The following is a 17,029-nucleotide window of genomic DNA, read 5'->3' as shown; positions in this document are numbered from 1 at the left end:
TTCGATCATGGACGTTCGCCAACTGGCCTTTCTGGCCGGCCAACCCGCTGCTGCCGTAAAAAACCGTGAACACTTCTGGGGCATGCCCAAGCGCGGGTTGGCGTTCCTGTTGGCCAACGTGATGTTCTGGCAACCAATGTGGGCCCAGGCCGAGGGGATCGTTGTGGCCACGCCGGGCACCAGTCTCGGTCAGGCGGGCAACGGGGTGCCGATCGTCAATATCGCCACGCCGAATGGCACCGGGCTGTCGCATAACCAGTTCCACGATTACAACGTCGGCACCCAGGGTGTGATCCTCAACAACGTCGCCGCGCAGACCGGTGCGACACAACTGGGCGGCATCATCGTCGGCAACCCCAACCTGACCAACCGGATCGCGGCGCAAACCATCCTCAACGAAGTGGTCGGCGGCAGCCCGAGCCAGTTGCGCGGTTACACCGAAGTGGCGGGACAGTCGGCGCGAGTGATCGTCGCCAACCCGTATGGCATCAGTTGCAACGGTTGCGGTTTCATCAACACTCCGCGCGTGACCCTCACCACCGGTAAACCGGTGCTGGACAACGGTCGACTGGACCGCTTCCAGGTCGATCAGGGCAGCGTCTCCATCGACGGCTCCCGGCTGAACGCCAGCAACGTCGACCGCTTCGAAATCATCACCCGCAGCGCGAAGATCAATGCCGAGATTCAGGCGAAGAACCTGACGATTGTCGCCGGTCGCAACGATGTCAATGCGCAGAGCCTCAATGCTACCGCTCGCGCCGATGACGGCAGTGCCAAACCGCAATTGGCCATCGACTCGTCGGCGCTGGGCGGGATGTACGCCGGGGCGATCAAACTGGTCGGCACCGAGTCGGGTGTCGGGGTGAAACTCGACGGCAAACTCATCGCCAGCGGTGGCGATATTCAGCTCGATGCCAACGGCCACTTGAGTCTGGTCGACACCTCGGCGACTAACGGCGCGGTCAATGTCAAAGCTGCCAGTCTCGATGCACGCGGTCCGGTCTATGCGGGCACGGCGCTAAACGTACAAACCCAAGGCAACCTGAGCAACCAGCAAACCCTCGCCGCCCGCGACAGCATCACCCTGAGCGCTGGCGGGCAGTTGACCAACAACGGCATCCTCGAAGCCGGGGTCAACACCGACGGCAGCCGCAACGCCAGCGGCGATGTGAGCCTGACCGCGCAGAGCCTCAACAACACCGGAAAAAGCGTGGTGGCCAGCCGTAATCTGACGGTGAATACCGCACAGACCTTGAGCAACCAGGGCGGCACGCTGAGCGGGCAAAGCACCAACATCACCGCCGGGACGGTGGATAACCAAAACAATGGACGGGTGTTGAGCACGGGCGCGCTGAACATCGCGGCCAATCAGGTGCTCAACGCCAAAGGCGTGATCAACAGCACGGGCAATTTGACGGGCACTATCGGTCAGCTGAACAACAGCAACGGCGAGATTTCCAGTACCAGCATCACCCGGCTCAACGCGATCACACTGAACAACCGCAACGGCCAGGTCCTGGGTGACCTTGGCTTGAACATCGACCTCAGCGGCGCGCTGGATAACCGCGATGGTGTGCTGGGCACGGGCAAGGCGCTGGACCTTAAAGCCGCCAGCCTCGACAACCGTGACGAAGGCGTGGTGGTCAGCGGCGGTAGCCTCACCGCGCGCATCGGCGGTTTGCTGGATAACCGGAACAAGGGCGAAATCACCGCCAAAGGCGCAATCGATGTACGCACCGGCAGCCTCGATAATCGCGGGGGCAAAGTCACCGGCAAAGACACGCTGACCGTCAGCAGCGACTCGGCCGATAATCGCGGCGGAGTGACCCAGGCCGACAAGCATCTGAAACTGCAGATTGGCCAACTGGATAACCGCGACAAGGGCTTGATCAGCGGCAAGGCCGGCATCGCCTATGACGGTACTCGCCTGGACAATAGCGGGGGCCTGCTGAGTGCCGTGGGCCCGGTCACCCTCAAAGCCGATGAAGTGCAAAACACGGCGGGGCGGATCTCCAGCCAGAGCGACCTCACCGCTATCATCGGTCTGTTGCAACAACAAGGCGGCGCACTGGTCGCCCAGGGCAACCTGAGCCTGGCCGGCGCCACCTTCGATAACCGCCAGGACGGTCTGGTCGCTGCGACAAAAGCGCTGAAAATCGATGTTCAGCAGATCGACAATCGCGCCGGCAAACTGTCCAGCACCTTGGGGCTGACCCTCAACGCGGAGCACCTCAACAACAGCGACGGTGGGCGATTGCTGGCTGGTGGCGATCTGGTGCTGAAAGTCGGCCACCTGATCAACCAGACCACCGGCCTGATCCAGGGCCGCAGCACCAGCCGCATTACCGGTACTCATCTGGACAACACCGACGGGGTGATCGACAGCCGCGAGACGCTGAACATCACGCTCGACGAGGCACTCGACAACACTCGGGGACTGATCCGCAGCGACCGCTCCCTGACGCTCCAGGCCGGTCAGATCGACAACAGTGCCGCGAAGTTGAGCAGCGCCGATGATGTCTCTATTACCAGCAAGGGTGTGCTGTTGAACCAGGGCGGCACGGTCACCTCGGACAAAGCCCTGACACTGGCCACGGGCAGACTCGATAACAGCCAGAAGGGGCTGTTGTCCGGCAAGGCCGCCACCCGCGTCACCACCACCCGCTTAGATAACCATCAGGGTGGACGGCTGATCAGTGGGGACACCCTGGAGCTCACCGCCACTGAGGTGCGCAATAGCGATGGCGCAACCATCAGCAGCGAGGGCAACCTTACCGCCAGCGTCACCGGCCTCAGTCAGCAAGGCGGGGAGCTGTTCAGCAAGGCCGGCCTGCGCCTGGACCTGAACCACGGGCAGTTGAACAATCAGGGCGGGTACGTCCATGCCACGGGCCCGTTGGTGCTCAACAACCTCAAGGACGTCAACAACCAGAAGGGCGAAATCTCCAGCGCCCAGGCCTTCACACTGGCTGCGCAAAGCCTCGATAACACCGGCGCCAAACTGATCAGCGAGCAACGCCTGAGTCTGCGTGTCGCACAGTTGTTGAATGATGCCAAAGGACTGATTTCTGCCAGCATCCTCGACAGTCACGGAGAACGACTGAGCAACACCGACGGGTTGATCAGCAGCCGCGGCGCCCTTGATCTGAACGTGGTCAACGGCTTTGATAACCAGCGCGGCACTGTCGCGGCTGATGGTGAATTACTGCTGGCGGCCGGCAGTCTCGATAACCGTGCAGGGCACATCACCGGTAAGCTGGATGTGCGCGCGACGGTCAACACACTGGACAATCAAAACGGTCAGATGATCGCCACCGGCGCCCTGGATCTCACCGGTTCGACCCTCGATAACCGTCAGGACGGACTGGTAGGCGCGACAAAAGCGCTGACACTCAAAATCGACGCCATCGATAACCGAGGTGGCGAACTCTCCAGCCAGACCGGCACCCTCACCGTTGACGGTTCGCACCTGAACAACAGCGACGCAGGCCTGATCGAGGCGAGCGATCTGCGCTTGAATGTTGGTGAGGTCCTGAACACCAACGGTGGCTTATTGAATAGCCTCTCGGGCCTGGCGCTCACTGGCCAGCATCTGGACAACCGCAACGGCCAGCTCAAGAGTCAACAGCACCTGAGCCTCGATCTGTCGGGTGACCTGCGCAATCAGCAGGGCAAGATCAACAGCCAGCGCGAGCTCAACCTCAAGGCGGATGCCATCGATAACAGCGGTGGCGCGCTCACCAGTGCCGAAGCCCTGGATCTCAGCGCCAAGGGTGCCCTCACCAACGTTGGCGGCAAGGTGGTGACTGATGCGGCTCTCGTGCTGCGTAGCGCCAGCCTCGACAACCGTGAGCACGGGGTGATCAGCGCCAAAGGCGTGGCGCAGGTTCATACCGGCGATTTCGATAACAGCCAGAACGGCAGCCTCGACAGCGGCGATACCCTGGACTTGCGCACGGCGCAGTTGACCAATCATCAAGGCCGAATCGCCAGCGAAAAGGCCCTGACTGCGAGTGTCAGCGGGCTTGATCAGCAAGACGGCAAGCTGTTCAGCAACCAGTCCCTGAGCCTGGACCTGAATCACGGGCAACTGAACAACCAGGGCGGTTTCATCCACGCGCCGGGTCAACTGCTGCTCACTCACCTCGACGGTGTCGATAACCGGAACGGAGAAATTTCCAGCGACGAAGCCTTTCAGGTGGTCGCCAATCGACTGAACAACGACGGCGGCAAACTGCTCAGCAACCAGGCGTTGACGCTGCACATCAGCGACACCCTGACGTCGATCAAAGGCCAGATCGCGGCCGCTGCCCTAAAGGTCAGCGCTGCCAGCCTGGACAACACCGCGGGCAACCTCACCAGCCGCGGCGATCTTGAGCTCGCGGTGCACGGGACCCTGGTCAACCAGAACCAAGGACTTATCCAGGCCATCGACGGGCTGAACATCCGCAGTGCGGACCTGAACAATCGTGGCGGCAGCCTGTTGGGCGGCACCGCCGTTACCCTGTCGGCGATGGCGTTGGACAACAGCGCCGTTGGCCTGATCAACAGCAAGGGCACGTTGAATCTCAACGCGACCTCGTTGGACTCGAGCGCCTCGGGTGAAGTCTCGGCCAACGGCGACATGACCCTGAACCTGAATGCACTCACCCAGGTTGGTGGACGTTTGCTGGGTGATAGCGCCCTGACGTTGAACCTGGCCGGTGGCGATCTGGACAACCGCCAGGGCCGGTTGACGGCCCAAGGCCCGCTGACCATCAACCAGTTGCGCGATCTGAAAAACCAGAACGGCGAACTGTCCAGCCGGCAGGGGATCACGTTGCTCGCACGCAACGTGGACAACAGCGGCGGCAAGCTACTCAGCGACGCCCGACTCGGCCTCACGGTTGCCCAGTTGATCAACCAGAACGGTCTGATTTCAGGCCTGCAAGGCCTGGGGGTCGAAGCGACCAGCCTGGATAACCGCAACCACGGTACGCTCTCGAGCAAGTACGGCGACCTGAACGTCGACCTCAAAGGCACCGCGCTCAACAGCAATGCCGGGGCGCTGGTCAGCAATGGCACCCTCAAGCTCACCGCCGCCAGCCTGGACAACAGCAACGGCGGGGTGGTCTCCAGCCTCGGCAGCCAGCAACTGAACATCGCCGGTGACCTGAACAACGCCGACGGCGGGCAGATCGACAGCGATGGCACCCTCAACGTGCACGCTGCCAACCTTAACAATCACGCCGGCAAAATCAGCGCGCTGCAAGACCTGGATATCACCGCGAGCAGCCTGGACAATAGCGCTGGCACGCTCTCGGGCAAGGGCGCTATCAACCTCGATTTGCTGGGCAACCTAAGCAACGTTCAGGGGGTTCTTAACAGCAATGGGGCGCTGCTGCTCAAGCACGCGGCGCAGATCGACAACCGTGGCGGCAAGCTGATGAGCCAGCGCCTGCTGACTCTGACCGCGGACAGCCTGGACAACCGCGATCACGGCACCGTCGCCGCCAATGAGCAAACGACGCTGACGCTCGCGGGCGCGGTGCGCAACAGCAATGGCGGTCTGATCTACAGCCGTGACGCTGGCCTGATCCTCAAGGCCGCCAGCCTCGATAACGCAAAGGGCGCGATCCAAAGCCAGAAAGCCTTGAATCTGGAGATTCTCGGCGACGTCGATAATCAGAGCGGCAAGATCATCGTCCAGGACGAAGACCTGATGCTCAGCGCCACCAACCTGGACAACCGCGGTGGCGCGTTGTCGAGCATCAAGGGTGCGCTGGAGGCCAAGGTCTCCGGCGTGCTGCGCAACGGTTATGACCTGAACAACAACCGTCAGGGCGGGATGATCGAAGCCCAGCGCCTGACGCTGCGAGCCTTGGCCGGACTGGACAACAACGGCGGCCGCATCGCTGCGCGCACTGCCGATGCCTCCGTCCACACCGCTGACTTGAACAACCGCAACGGCGCACTTTTGTCCGGCGGCCAGATACGCATCAACGCTAACGGGCTGGATAACACGGCCGGTCAGATAGGCGGCCAACTGATTGATTTGAGCCTCAACGCCGCCCTCAACAACCAGCAAGGCATCATCGAAAGCGACAGCAATCTCGCGGTTCGCGCCAGCAGTCTCGATAACCGCAATGGCCAAGTGCGCGCCACCGGCGGCGCGGGCAAAACCGCGTTCCAGATCGGCGGCCTGTTCGACAACCGCAATGGTCGACTCGAGGTGGTCAACACCGACCTGAGCCTGGCCGTTGGTGGCTTTCAGAACGTCGGCGGTAGCGTGTTGCATTCCGGCACCGGTGAGTTCGACATGACCACCGCCAACATCCTCGGTGCCGGCGGCACCCTCGTCACCCGCGGCGGCATGACACTGAACGCGGACTCATGGTCCAACAGTAGCGTCATCCAGGCCGGGCGCTTGAAGGTCAACGTCAACAACTTCTACCAGAGCGCCAGCGGTCAGTTGCTGACCTCCGAGCGTCTTGAAGGTAGCGGCGGTAACTGGACCAACGATGGCCTGATTGCCAGTGACGGCAGCTTGAACCTGCAACTGACCGGGGTTTACGGAGGCACCGGGCGCCTTAGCAGCCAGGGCGATCTCACCCTCGGTGCGGCGCAATTGAACCTGCCAAGTGCAGCCAGCCTGGCGGGCGGCGGCGATACGCGCATCAACGTCGGCGGGCAACTGAACAACTTCGGCCGTCTGAGCTCACGCGGCGCGCTGATGATCGACGCGGGCAGTATCAGCAACCGCGGGACCCTCGCCAGCGGCCAGGGCATGACTCTAACAACCGGGGACTTGCTCAACGCCGGGATCAGCGCCACCGAACACAGCCTGATTTCCAGCGGCGGTGACATGCAGTTGTTGGCCAACACCTTCAACAACCGCTACGCCGAGGTCTACAGCATGGGCCGCTTGTTGATTGCGGCGAATGCCGGGCAAGCGCAATCGAGCCTGCTGGAGAACCGTTCGGGTTCGATTGAAAGCGTCGGCGACCTTACCATTCGGGCCATGACGGTCAAAAACGTGCGGGACATCCTGACCGTTTCAGGCCATGAGAAGTACTTTGCCGAAATTCATGAAATCCCTTGCGCGCCGTTTGGCAAATGCCATGTCAAGAGCAGCGGCGGGCGACGCAATGCGGTCTGGCAGGTCACTGAACGTGATCGATTGATCGTAAGTGAAAGCAGTGATGCATCGAGCATCATGAGCGGCGGTCGACTGAACATCGGTGCCCAACAGTTGAGTAACCAGAGCAGTTCCATTGCCGCCTCGGGTGACCTGGCGATCAATGCTGCGAGCATCGAAAACCTGGGGGTCGAGTCCAAGGACCTGGAAACGATCTCCATCAAGTACAACCACGTTTACGAGTTCAAGGGTGCGAAAAAGGCCGTCGCCAAATTCAACGCCAATAACAAAGGAAAAGTTTCCGCCACCTTTGAGGCGGACATGGCCGCCTTCAACAAACTGATGACAGGCGGCACGATCTCGGTCAAGAGCCATGACCTGCCGGGCAGCGGCCTGACCTACGACGCAATCATTCAGTCCGGTGCTGCCGTCCAGCTCACCGCCTCGCAAAACATCAACAACAGCGTGGTGCGCGGCTACTACGCGTACGTCGGTGGCGGCAAGAAAACCGGCGACACCAGCGTCGGCAGCCAGTATTCGACCCCTATCTACATCAACTCCCAGCTACCGCCAGATTTGGCGCAGCAACAGGTCAACCCGTTGACGTTGCCGGGCTTCAACTTGCCTGCCGGGCAAAACGGCATGTTCCGGCTCAGTGGCCAGGGTGCGAGCGCTACCGCGCCGACCCAGGCCAACGTTGCACCGCAAAGCTGGACCATGGGCAGCGCCAGCCTGAGCCTGGCGCAGCACACGCAACAACTGCCGGTCAGCCAGGGGCGCGTCATTCAAGTAGGTGACGTGGCCGCGGTGGCCGCCAGCGAGCGTCAGCTGGACGCCATTGCCCGGCAGAGTGTCGGCGTCGATGTCAGCTTACCGAGCTTTGTCACGACGATCCCGGCGGACGGCGCCAGCGCCAACCTGCCATTGGCTAACCGTACCAGCCTTGGCTCACAGAACCAGACTATTGCCCGGGTTCAGGGGTTGCCGTCGGCAATCCCCCCGTCCAATCCGCACAAGTACCTGATCGAAACCAACCCGGTGCTCACCGACCTCAAGCAATTCATGAGCTCGGATTACCTGCTGTCCAACCTCGGCTACGATCCGGACAAGAGCGCCAAACGACTGGGCGATGGCCTCTATGAACAACGCTTGGTCCAGCAAGCGGTGGTGGCCCGTACCGGCCAGCGATTCATCAATGGCCAGACCTCCGACGAAGGCTTGTTCAAATACCTGATGAACAACGCCATCGTCAGCAAGCAGCAGCTGGACCTGGCGGTGGGTGTCACCCTGACTTCGCAACAAGTGGCCGCGCTGACCCACGATATCGTCTGGCTCGAAGAGCATGAGGTCAACGGCGAAAAAGTACTGGTGCCGGTGCTTTACCTGGCCAATGCCAACCAACGCCTGGCCTCCAACGGCGCCCTGATCGCCGGCAAGGACGTGTCCCTGATTGCCGGCAAAGACCTGATCAATGCTGGCACCTTGCGCGCCAGCAACAATCTGTCGGCCTCGGCGGGCAACGACCTGGTCAACAGCGGTCTGATCGAGGCCGGCAATCGTCTTGACCTGCTGGCCGGCAACAACCTGGTGAACAAGACCGGCGGCATCATCGCCGGTCGCGACGTCAGCCTGACCACCCTGCGTGGCGACCTGATCAACGAACGCACCGTCACCTCGCACCAGAGCGCCAGCGGCGATCTGAAGGACCGTCACGACTTCCTCGACAGCGCCGCGCGCATCGAAGCCGCCAACGACCTGACCCTCAACGCCGGGCGCGACCTCAACAACACCGGTGGCGTACTGCAAGCCAAACGCGACACCACCATCAACGCAGGCCGCGATGCCAACCTCGTCGCAGTGGAAGAGCAAAACAGCGAAACCCGCAGCCGCTTCCTGCGCGAAACCATCACCCAACACGGCAGCGAAATCACCACCGGCCGCGACCTCAGCGTCAGGGCCGGTCGCGACCTGACCGCCATCGCCAGCCAGATTGAAGCCAAGCGCAACCTCAGCATGGACGCCGGGCAAAACCTCTCCCTGGCGTCTGCGGCGGATGAGAGTCACTCGTTCTCCAAGAGCAAGAAAATCACCAGTCAGAAAGACCATGTAAGCCAGGTCGGTACCGACCTAAAAGCCGGTGGCGACGTTGTCCTCAGCGCTGGTAAAGACCTGACCCTGATCTCCAGCCGCATCAACGCCGGCGACGAAGCCTACCTGGTTGCCGGCGAAAACCTTGAACTGCTCGCCGCACAAGACAGCGACTACTCGCTGTACGACATGAAGAAAAAAGGCGGTTGGGGCAGTAAGAAAACCCAGCGCGATGAAGTGACCGATGTGAAAAACATCGGCAGTGAAATTACCGCCGGGGGCAACCTGACCTTGGTCAGCGGTGGGGACCAGCGGTATCAGGTGGCGAAGCTGGAGAGTGGCAAGGACATCATGTTGGACAGTGGGGGGAATATTACGTTTGAAGGCGTGAAGGACCTTCACCAGGAAAGCCATGAGAAGAGCAGCAGCGACCTCGCCTGGAACAGCGCCAAGGGTAAAGGCAACACAGACGAAACCCTGCGTCAGAGCCAACTGATTGCTCAGGGAAATCTCGTTATCAAAGCAGTCGATGGCTTGAAGGTCGACCTCAAGCACATTGACCAGAAAAGCATCAGTCAAACCATTGATGCGATGGTAAAGGTCGATCCACAACTGGCCTGGCTCAAGGAAGCAGAAAAGCGCGGCGACGTAGATTGGCAGTTGGTGAAGGAAACTCACGAGTCCTTCAAATACGACCAATCCAGCCTCGGCCAAGGGGCGATGCTGGCGATCATTATCATCGTCACCGTGCTGACGGCGGGGGCGGCGAGTGCCGCGGTGGCTTCCGCCAGTACCGCCATGGGCGCTACCGCCGGTGGGACCATGGCAGCCGCTTCTGCAGCCACCGCGGCAACGGCGACGAGTGCTGCCACCGCAGCCACGGCGGCGGGACTGGGTAATGTGATCGCGGCGGGCATGTTGACCTCAATGGCTGGCACTGCGGCAGTCAGCACGATCAACAACAAGGGCAATTTGGGTGCTGCATTTAAAGAAACATTTAGCAGTGACAGCATGAAACAAGCGCTTATTGCAGGGGCAAGCGCTGGCTTTATCAACTATGCAAGCGGGAACTGGTTTGGGGCGCAAACTGATGCGTTCACCAATAAGGTAACCGGACCGAGCATCGCTCCTCACCTAAGTGACCCAGCAGCGTTGGCGCGCTTCGGAACCATCCAGCTCGCTGGTGGAGCCGTACGCGGAGCGTTGTCCGAAGCGCTTGGGCAGGGGGAGTTCAACGATGCGATTAAGGGCAGCCTTTTCAATGTACTTCAAGCCGTTGCGTTTACCGGTGCCGGAGACCTTGGGGCAAAGTTAAATCTTGAGGAAAGCGGTCTCGGGAAAACTGCTTTGCATGCTGTTATTGGCGGGCTTGTTTCAGAGGCTATGGGTGCGGATTTTAAAACCGGGGCCATTGCCGCTGGGGCAAACGAAGCACTTATTTCGATGCTTGATAAAAGTGACCTATTGAGTGGGAAGGACCCTATTGAACATGATCGACTGGTCAACGCAGCTTCTAAGCTAGTTGGTCTTGTGGCCGCGGCTGCTGCCGGTGGCAATGTTTCAGTAGGTTCAGAGATAGCCGGGAGTGCGCAGTCATACAACCGTAAGCTCCATGTTCTTGAGAAAGAGCGGTTGTCCAAAGAAGCCGCAAACCTGGACTCAACTGTTGGTAAAAGCAAAACGGGTATTAGCTGGAGCATTTTGCTTGAGTTCGCGTCCGGCGGGCAAATAGATGAAGAAGACAACGCTCAGCTGCAAGCGATTTTAAGTAGCTACGGTAAAAATAATCCTGAGGGCATTCGTGTCACGTCTGATTTGAAGCTGGCCGGTGAGGTCGTTAAGCAGCTACAAAGTGAAAAAGTTCTCCTGACTTTTGCGGATGGAGCGCCAATCGTAGCGAATGGGGAAAAGGTATACGCGTTTACTTCAACGAGTAACCAATACAAAGACTCGCAGCTGTTTAATTCCACCAGTAATACAACTCTAATAAATTCTCCAGATGGCTTGGGAGTCGTGCCCGACAAGTGGATTGATCAATATGGAGAGTCAGTCGCTACCAAACGGTTGCGTGAAATAGGAGCCATCAATAGCGACGCTGAACTCAGTGCCGATCAATGGAGAATGTTCCGTGAATACGCGACGGGTGGGTTGAACTCGAACATTGACCTCGAGTTGCTCGTTGAGATGCTACCTCCCGGCAAGGCCACCAAAGGCACTCTTCTTGCGGTTCTGAAGGAGTTGGCCACTCGTGATGCGTTGGCGAAGGCTGAGAAGACAGTATTAGAGAAGCGTCTCATCGAGTTGAACGCTACACGCGATGCGGAAGGGTTTGGGCCGTCTGCACAGCGTGACTTTGTTCCAGGAATGGAGCATCGTGCGGAGAACATCAACGCAGGGCAGGTGACAGACCGTGATGGCCTTCCGCGTGTCGATGATGAGAAAAAGGCGAATGATCTGCTCTTGACGGAGCAAGCGGGTGGGGTAGAACTTCCCTATTGGGGAACACAACGCGCGGCCTGGAAGGAAGGAACAATAGTGACCGATAAGGTTTTAGAACAGCCGCGTACCATGACTATGGTTATAGATCAGAGACAATACGACGCTATGCGTAACAGCGAAAAAGTAGGATCAAATCCGGCATCTTCTCTAGGAGGCTGGGCAACAGACTCTCCGGTAAACTCGATAGATGACGTTAGAAATAAACTGGCTATTTCTAGCGAATTTAAAGATGGTGACTTGTATAAGGTTGAATTTACTATAAAGCCAGGTGTTGGGGTTCGTGAGGGTGCCGCTGGTGACATGTGGGATGCCAATCAAAAAATAAGGCTGCAGGGTGGAGCAAATCAAGTCAATTTTATGGATAAAACTCCTCGTACAAACCCTGAGTTCTATAATGTTGATATTGGCAGTCTGAGGTTGTTGAAATGAATAGTCTTATTGCATGTGTAAGGAGTGAGGTGACGCATGCTGATGGAACAGTCTTTGAGGAGTTCTATGATTGGCAGGGTGGCAGAACTGATTTTGAAGTTGAAATGGAACACCTCAGATATGTGAAGGTTAGTCCAGTCGTGAAGGTGGTGAGATTTATAGTTTCTGAAGGGGGGGCGGCAGTCCAGGTTTCTGTTGCTGGTACCCCTTGTATACTGCCTGATAGAACTGGTGTTTTGGTGGTTTTTGATAAGGAGCCTTCAAAATTTAGCTGCCCCGAAGCTCCCTGGTTTTTTGATTTCCCTAATAACGCTGCGATCTATAATGTTGACGGCTCATTACGTTTTCAACTGCACAATCCTCAGGGTGAAGGCAGTTATATAGGGGCCGTCCACTCTGGTGCGATGCCCAATCATCCTGACACGCTAGGTGTCTTGGTTGGTACGGTAGGGCATGACCCAGAATGGCTTTATTTGGTTGATTGTAATAGCCCGAAATTAATACATACGGGGAAGTGGATTCGCTATTAGTTGTGGTGATTTATATGAGTGAAAAAAGTTTATGTTTGATTTCGATGGTGGCAGTTGTAATGAAGGCTGTCCTGCTTTATTCAATGCAGGGGTGTAAATGGGACGAATTTATTTATTGCCGATGGCCAGAGAATAAATCAATCTCTGAGACCCTCGATTTTCTCACGACAAATCGAAGAGCATAGACTGTCAGGTGTTTTGTACGAACCATGTAAAGCGGGCGACCTACAGGTCGCCCGCTTTATTCACTCCGCAGTCTGTGCCCGCAACCGTCGACCAATCACATCCATCAAATCACAGCCATCACGCAACGGTATGGTCAGCAGTTTGGAAAAGTCCGACAGCACCACCGTGTCGCAACCGATCTCGGCACGAAATGCGATGTTCTCCAGCACTTGGGTGACCGTGCGAATGCGGTAGTCGGCCATGGCTTGCAGGACATCTAGCGGGGCTTGGGTATCAATGAGCAGAGAAGCCGGGATCAGGTCGATTCCGGTGAGGGGCATGTATCGATTCATTTTAAAATCTCTATTTGATGGGCCAATGCTGTCACTCTTTCGTCGCCAAACGATTAGGTGGCAGCTGTACGCAGGTTGGCGAACCGGCATAGAGAAAACCGGCAGACCCGAAGATCTCCCGCGCACAGCCGCCATAAAAGCGGCATTGCGGGTGCGTCGGAACCTGCAATTAAGCTGATAGCCTTCGCATTCTCTATGATCAGGTCGCCAAACCTGAATCGCCATGTGAGCGACGGGCGGACTATAAGCTTCATCGTTCCAACGGTGCAAGGCGCCTGATTTCCGAGATTGGCGTAGGAGCTTTAGCTGTGGCAGCAGCTGGCCGGTGCCTTGTCGTCATACTGATCATGAAGCCTTACCCACTCCATGATTTCCTCTTCGTTACGCCCCTTGGGCGTCAGGTCGAGATAGTTATAGGCGCCGACCAACATGTCCAGACCCCGGGCATAGGTGGAGTAGGTGTGAAAAATCTCGCCCGCTTCATTGCGATAAAACACGCTCAGGCCAGGGAGTTCCTCTTCGGCGCCGTTGGATTTTTCGTAGTTGTAGGTGGCTTTTCCGGCCGCTACGTCTTCGGCTCGGGCCGAGACGCCGAAGTCGTAATTGAAGTCGCAACCTACTGACGATACCCAATCGAATTTCCAGCCCATGCGCCGTTTGAAGGCCTGGAATTCGGCGAACGGTGCGTGGGAAACCGCCATCATGGCAACGTCATGATGGGCCAGGTGTTGGTTGGCGCCGTCGATGTGGTCGGACAGGAACGAGCAGCCGGAGCAGCCTTCGTCCCAGCCTTTGCCAAACATGAAGTGGTAGATGACCAACTGGCTACGGCCGCCGAACAGGTCCGCCAGTTTCAGTTCGCCGTTCGGGCCCTGAAAGTGGTAGTCCTTGTCGATTTTCACCCAGGGCAGGGCGCGGCGTTCGGCGCTGAGTTTGTCTCGTTCTTTGGTGAAGGCTTTTTCGTGGGCCAGGTGTTGCTTGCGGGCGGCGAGCCATTCTTCTCGGGAGACGACGGGATGATTCTGAATGTTCATTGGGTTTCTCCTGCGGGTTGCTGGGAGGTGACTTACACAGCCTAGTCGTTTGGCCTATGCGCAATTCGACATACCGCCGGTCGGTACAGGCAAAAACCTCGGCTGAACGGCTACGAGCCGCGCCGGTCACACCCTATGAAGGCCATCTCACTCGCGGGCACTGGAGGTTGAATCAGGATGACGACTTATAACTGGGATTTGATTGAACGCTTGCTGCACGAGGCGCAGAACAGCGCCGGCCATAGCTTCACGCCACGGCCCTACGCCGAGCAGTACGCGGCGGAAAAAGCGGCGGAGGGCGAGACGATTGAGAACCTGGATCACCTGAAAGCGGTGGCCGGTGAGTATGAAAAGTTACTGTTGGCGCGCGGCTATATTGAGCCTCGGCCTGAGGAGCAGGGTGGCAACGGTTCGAACTACATTTTGACGCCTCGGGGCTCGAGTTTATTGAGCCTGATCGACAGCAGTATTCCGGGGAATGACCATCCGCGGCAGGTGTTGGATGAGCAGGAAGATGCGCTGGATGAGGTGACGTTTGATGAGGTGGCGTCGAAGGCGCAGATTGCCTGAAAACGCGCAAATCCAAGCGGGCTTGCTCGCGAAAGCGGTGTGACAGTTAACTTATCGTTGCCTGACACACTGCATTCGCGAGCAAGCCCACATTGGATTTGCGTAGCACTTAGCTCTGTTTTGCTGCCTTCAGACACTTCAAATCATTGAAATCCTTCCTCACTCCCTCGATCTTCTTCAACAACCGCTGGCGCTGTTCCGGCGTGCCTTCGGCCATCAAGTCCACAAATAACGCCCGTGCCTGGGCTTCGGTGCTGGCGTAGGCCTGGCGATAAGCGGGCGTCCACAAGCTCTCGCGATTCACCAGAAGCGTCTCGATTCGCTGTGGGAATTCTAGACTCTGGCGCTGCGCAACCGCCGCGCTGAACTGCTTCTGCCAGTGGGTGCGGTTGGCGATCCATTGCGTATTCTGGTCACCCAAGGCGTTGGACCACGCGACAACGCGTAGCTGCTGGGTTGCGCTGAGCGGGCCGAGCCAGTCGTTCAGGCGTTTTTCCATACGCTGGCTGCGCGCCTTGATCTGTTGATCGAGAGACGGTTTGAGGTATTGCTCCTGGCGTTTGCGCTGGTCCTTGGCGAAGGCGTCGTTCATCTCCGCGACTTGCTTGTCATCCAGCCCCTGTAACAGCTCAATGGCCGACGGGGTGATTTCCCGGGCGGTCTGGGCGATGGCTTGTTTGGCTTCCTGGACGCGGGTTTGCAGCGCAGCGTCGGTGACCTGGTTGGTCTCGACCATGACCTGCAAGCGATCCAGCCAGTCGAGGTAGCCCGGCAGTTGCGTGGTGCAGTGCCAGCTCAGGTGTTCCTTGAGGCGCTCGTTGAACCAGCCTTTCTGCTCGCCGTTCATGTCCAGGTAGTCGCTGAGCGTCCACGGAATGATCACGTCGAGGTTGCGATAGGCCAGGCCCACGCGGCTGCACGCGCCGAGGGCGAGACTGAGGGTGATAACGATGGCGAGACACTTCAACCAGCGCGACATGGGCGAATCCTTTGCGAAGGCCTGGCTTTTTTAATGGGCTTCTCTATGTGAACGCAGGATGAGCCTCGCAGTTCAGCCGATCAATAAAAGGCGCGTTCGGCCTTGAGGGTGATTAGCCCATCGCATTGGCTGTTGTGCCCGGAATAGGCGGAGCAGCTGTTGCCGCTCAAGCTGGAGTCACTGTAGATCAGGTCCAGATCGACGCCCATGAACGGGCGGGAAAATTGCACTGACCAGTCGGTGAAACTGCCTACATACCCACCGTCGACGGACACCGGTGTGTTGAGCTGGTGAGTGGTGTATTTCATGCTGATCCCGATGCCAAACGGCTGATTGCCGCCAAGGTCGGCGAATACGGTGCTGTTTTGTTTGTCCGGGTCGTTGCTGAACGCTGCGCCGAAACGGCTGCCCAGAAAGGTCAGGCCACCGAAAAGCTCCTGGCTGTCGAGGGTGTCCACTTTCGGATAGCTGTAACGGATCATGCCGACTTCGTACCCGAGGGTATTATCGAAAGGCTGTTTGAAGCCCATGTAGGAGTCGACTTCAAGGTTGGCCCCTGGCGTTAAACCCATGCTCGGTGCCCATTGGCCCACGTAAAAACCGCTGTCGTGGCTCAGGTCGAGACCACCGTGAAACGAGCCGGTGCTGGAAGGTTTGACCAGCCCCTGGGCCATGCTGCGGCTGGGGGTGGTGCCGAGTTTGAGATCGAAGTCGCCCAGTTCACGCTGAAAGATTTGCGCATTGGCGACCGAACACGACAGGAGGGTGCCGAGCAATAAATAGGAGGGTTTGAGCATGCGTCACTCCATGACAGCGAGGTGCAGGCACTAAAAACCTACTGAAACGCTTGATCTAGACGTGTGCAAGCATACCGGCGAATGCTCGGCATCGAGGGCCGTTCGTCGATTTTTGAAATATTGGTTTGTTTGCGGGGGTGTTGCGAGGAGGGTTCCAGTCCAAGCGCTTCGAAGCTCAAAGCGCTTAGGGACCAGGTGACGCGGCGGATCTTGGGGAAGTTACTTCTTGCCCAGGGTGATCTGCTTGGACGGGCCGAACGTCTGGCCGCTGACGCCTTTGGCAATTTGCTGGATCTCTCCGCCGGACTTGAGGAACGCAGCAATCTGGTTGTTGATCGATTCGCTGGTTTCAACGGCTGGAGCTGGCTTTGCTTTGCTGTTGGATGCTTTTACACGCATGGCGGCCATTAACCTATAGAAAATTAACTTGGCCAGGCATCGTACAGGAAATACTTGACAATTGCTTGG

8 protein-coding genes are annotated in these 17,029 nt (G+C 58.2%); 3 read left to right on the top strand and 5 right to left on the bottom strand.

Annotation, left to right across the window (positions count from 1 at the left end; genetic code table 11):
• The first annotated feature begins 7 nt into the window (after positions 1 to 7).
• Both E3W21_RS24390 and E3W21_RS24385 read left to right on the top strand, forming a co-directional pair.
• On the top strand, positions 8 to 12,133 hold the full coding sequence (locus tag E3W21_RS24390; RefSeq protein WP_134422141.1) for a filamentous hemagglutinin N-terminal domain-containing protein: 12,126 nt from the start codon (positions 8 to 10) through the stop codon (positions 12,131 to 12,133).
• Entirely contained in the window at positions 12,130 to 12,663 is a 534-nt protein-coding gene (locus E3W21_RS24385) for a hypothetical protein (RefSeq protein ID WP_134422140.1), read from the top strand. The genes E3W21_RS24390 and E3W21_RS24385 overlap by 4 nt, the downstream gene beginning before the upstream one ends.
• 245 nt (positions 12,664 to 12,908) lie before the next feature.
• Here the strand turns inward: E3W21_RS24385 and E3W21_RS24380 are convergent, their stop codons facing one another.
• Entirely contained in the window at positions 12,909 to 13,181 is a 273-nt protein-coding gene (locus E3W21_RS24380) for a hypothetical protein (RefSeq protein WP_134422139.1), read from the bottom strand.
• Positions 13,182 to 13,483: 302 nt separating this feature from the next.
• Complete coding sequence (locus E3W21_RS24375; protein ID WP_134422138.1) at positions 13,484 to 14,215, bottom strand: thioredoxin family protein; 732 nt, start codon at positions 14,213 to 14,215, stop codon at positions 13,484 to 13,486.
• Positions 14,216 to 14,392: 177 nt separating this feature from the next.
• On the opposite strand from E3W21_RS24375, the gene E3W21_RS24370 reads away from it, so the two are divergent.
• A complete protein-coding gene (locus E3W21_RS24370; RefSeq protein ID WP_134422137.1) occupies positions 14,393 to 14,785 on the top strand; it encodes a transcriptional regulator in 393 nt (130 codons plus the stop codon).
• 109 nt (positions 14,786 to 14,894) lie between these two features.
• Here the strand turns inward: E3W21_RS24370 and E3W21_RS24365 are convergent, their stop codons facing one another.
• From E3W21_RS24365 to E3W21_RS24355, 3 genes are all read right to left on the bottom strand, one after another.
• Complete coding sequence (locus E3W21_RS24365) at positions 14,895 to 15,764, bottom strand: DUF6279 family lipoprotein (RefSeq protein WP_134422136.1); 870 nt, start codon at positions 15,762 to 15,764, stop codon at positions 14,895 to 14,897.
• Between the two features lie 80 nt (positions 15,765 to 15,844).
• Positions 15,845 to 16,561, bottom strand: coding sequence for a TorF family putative porin (locus tag E3W21_RS24360; RefSeq protein WP_134422135.1), 717 nt, complete (start codon positions 16,559 to 16,561; stop codon positions 15,845 to 15,847).
• 219 nt (positions 16,562 to 16,780) lie between these two features.
• Positions 16,781 to 16,969 (bottom strand): hypothetical protein, encoded by a 189-nt coding sequence (locus E3W21_RS24355; protein WP_017337097.1) that lies wholly within the window; start codon positions 16,967 to 16,969, stop codon positions 16,781 to 16,783.
• Positions 16,970 to 17,029: the final 60 nt, after the last annotated feature.

Origin of the sequence: Pseudomonas sp. F01002, assembly GCF_004402115.1 — a bacterium.
GTDB lineage: Bacteria > Pseudomonadota > Gammaproteobacteria > Pseudomonadales > Pseudomonadaceae > Aquipseudomonas > Aquipseudomonas frigoris.
Note: the sequence above shows the minus strand (reverse complement) of the source record. Positions and strands in the feature narration are given on the sequence as shown.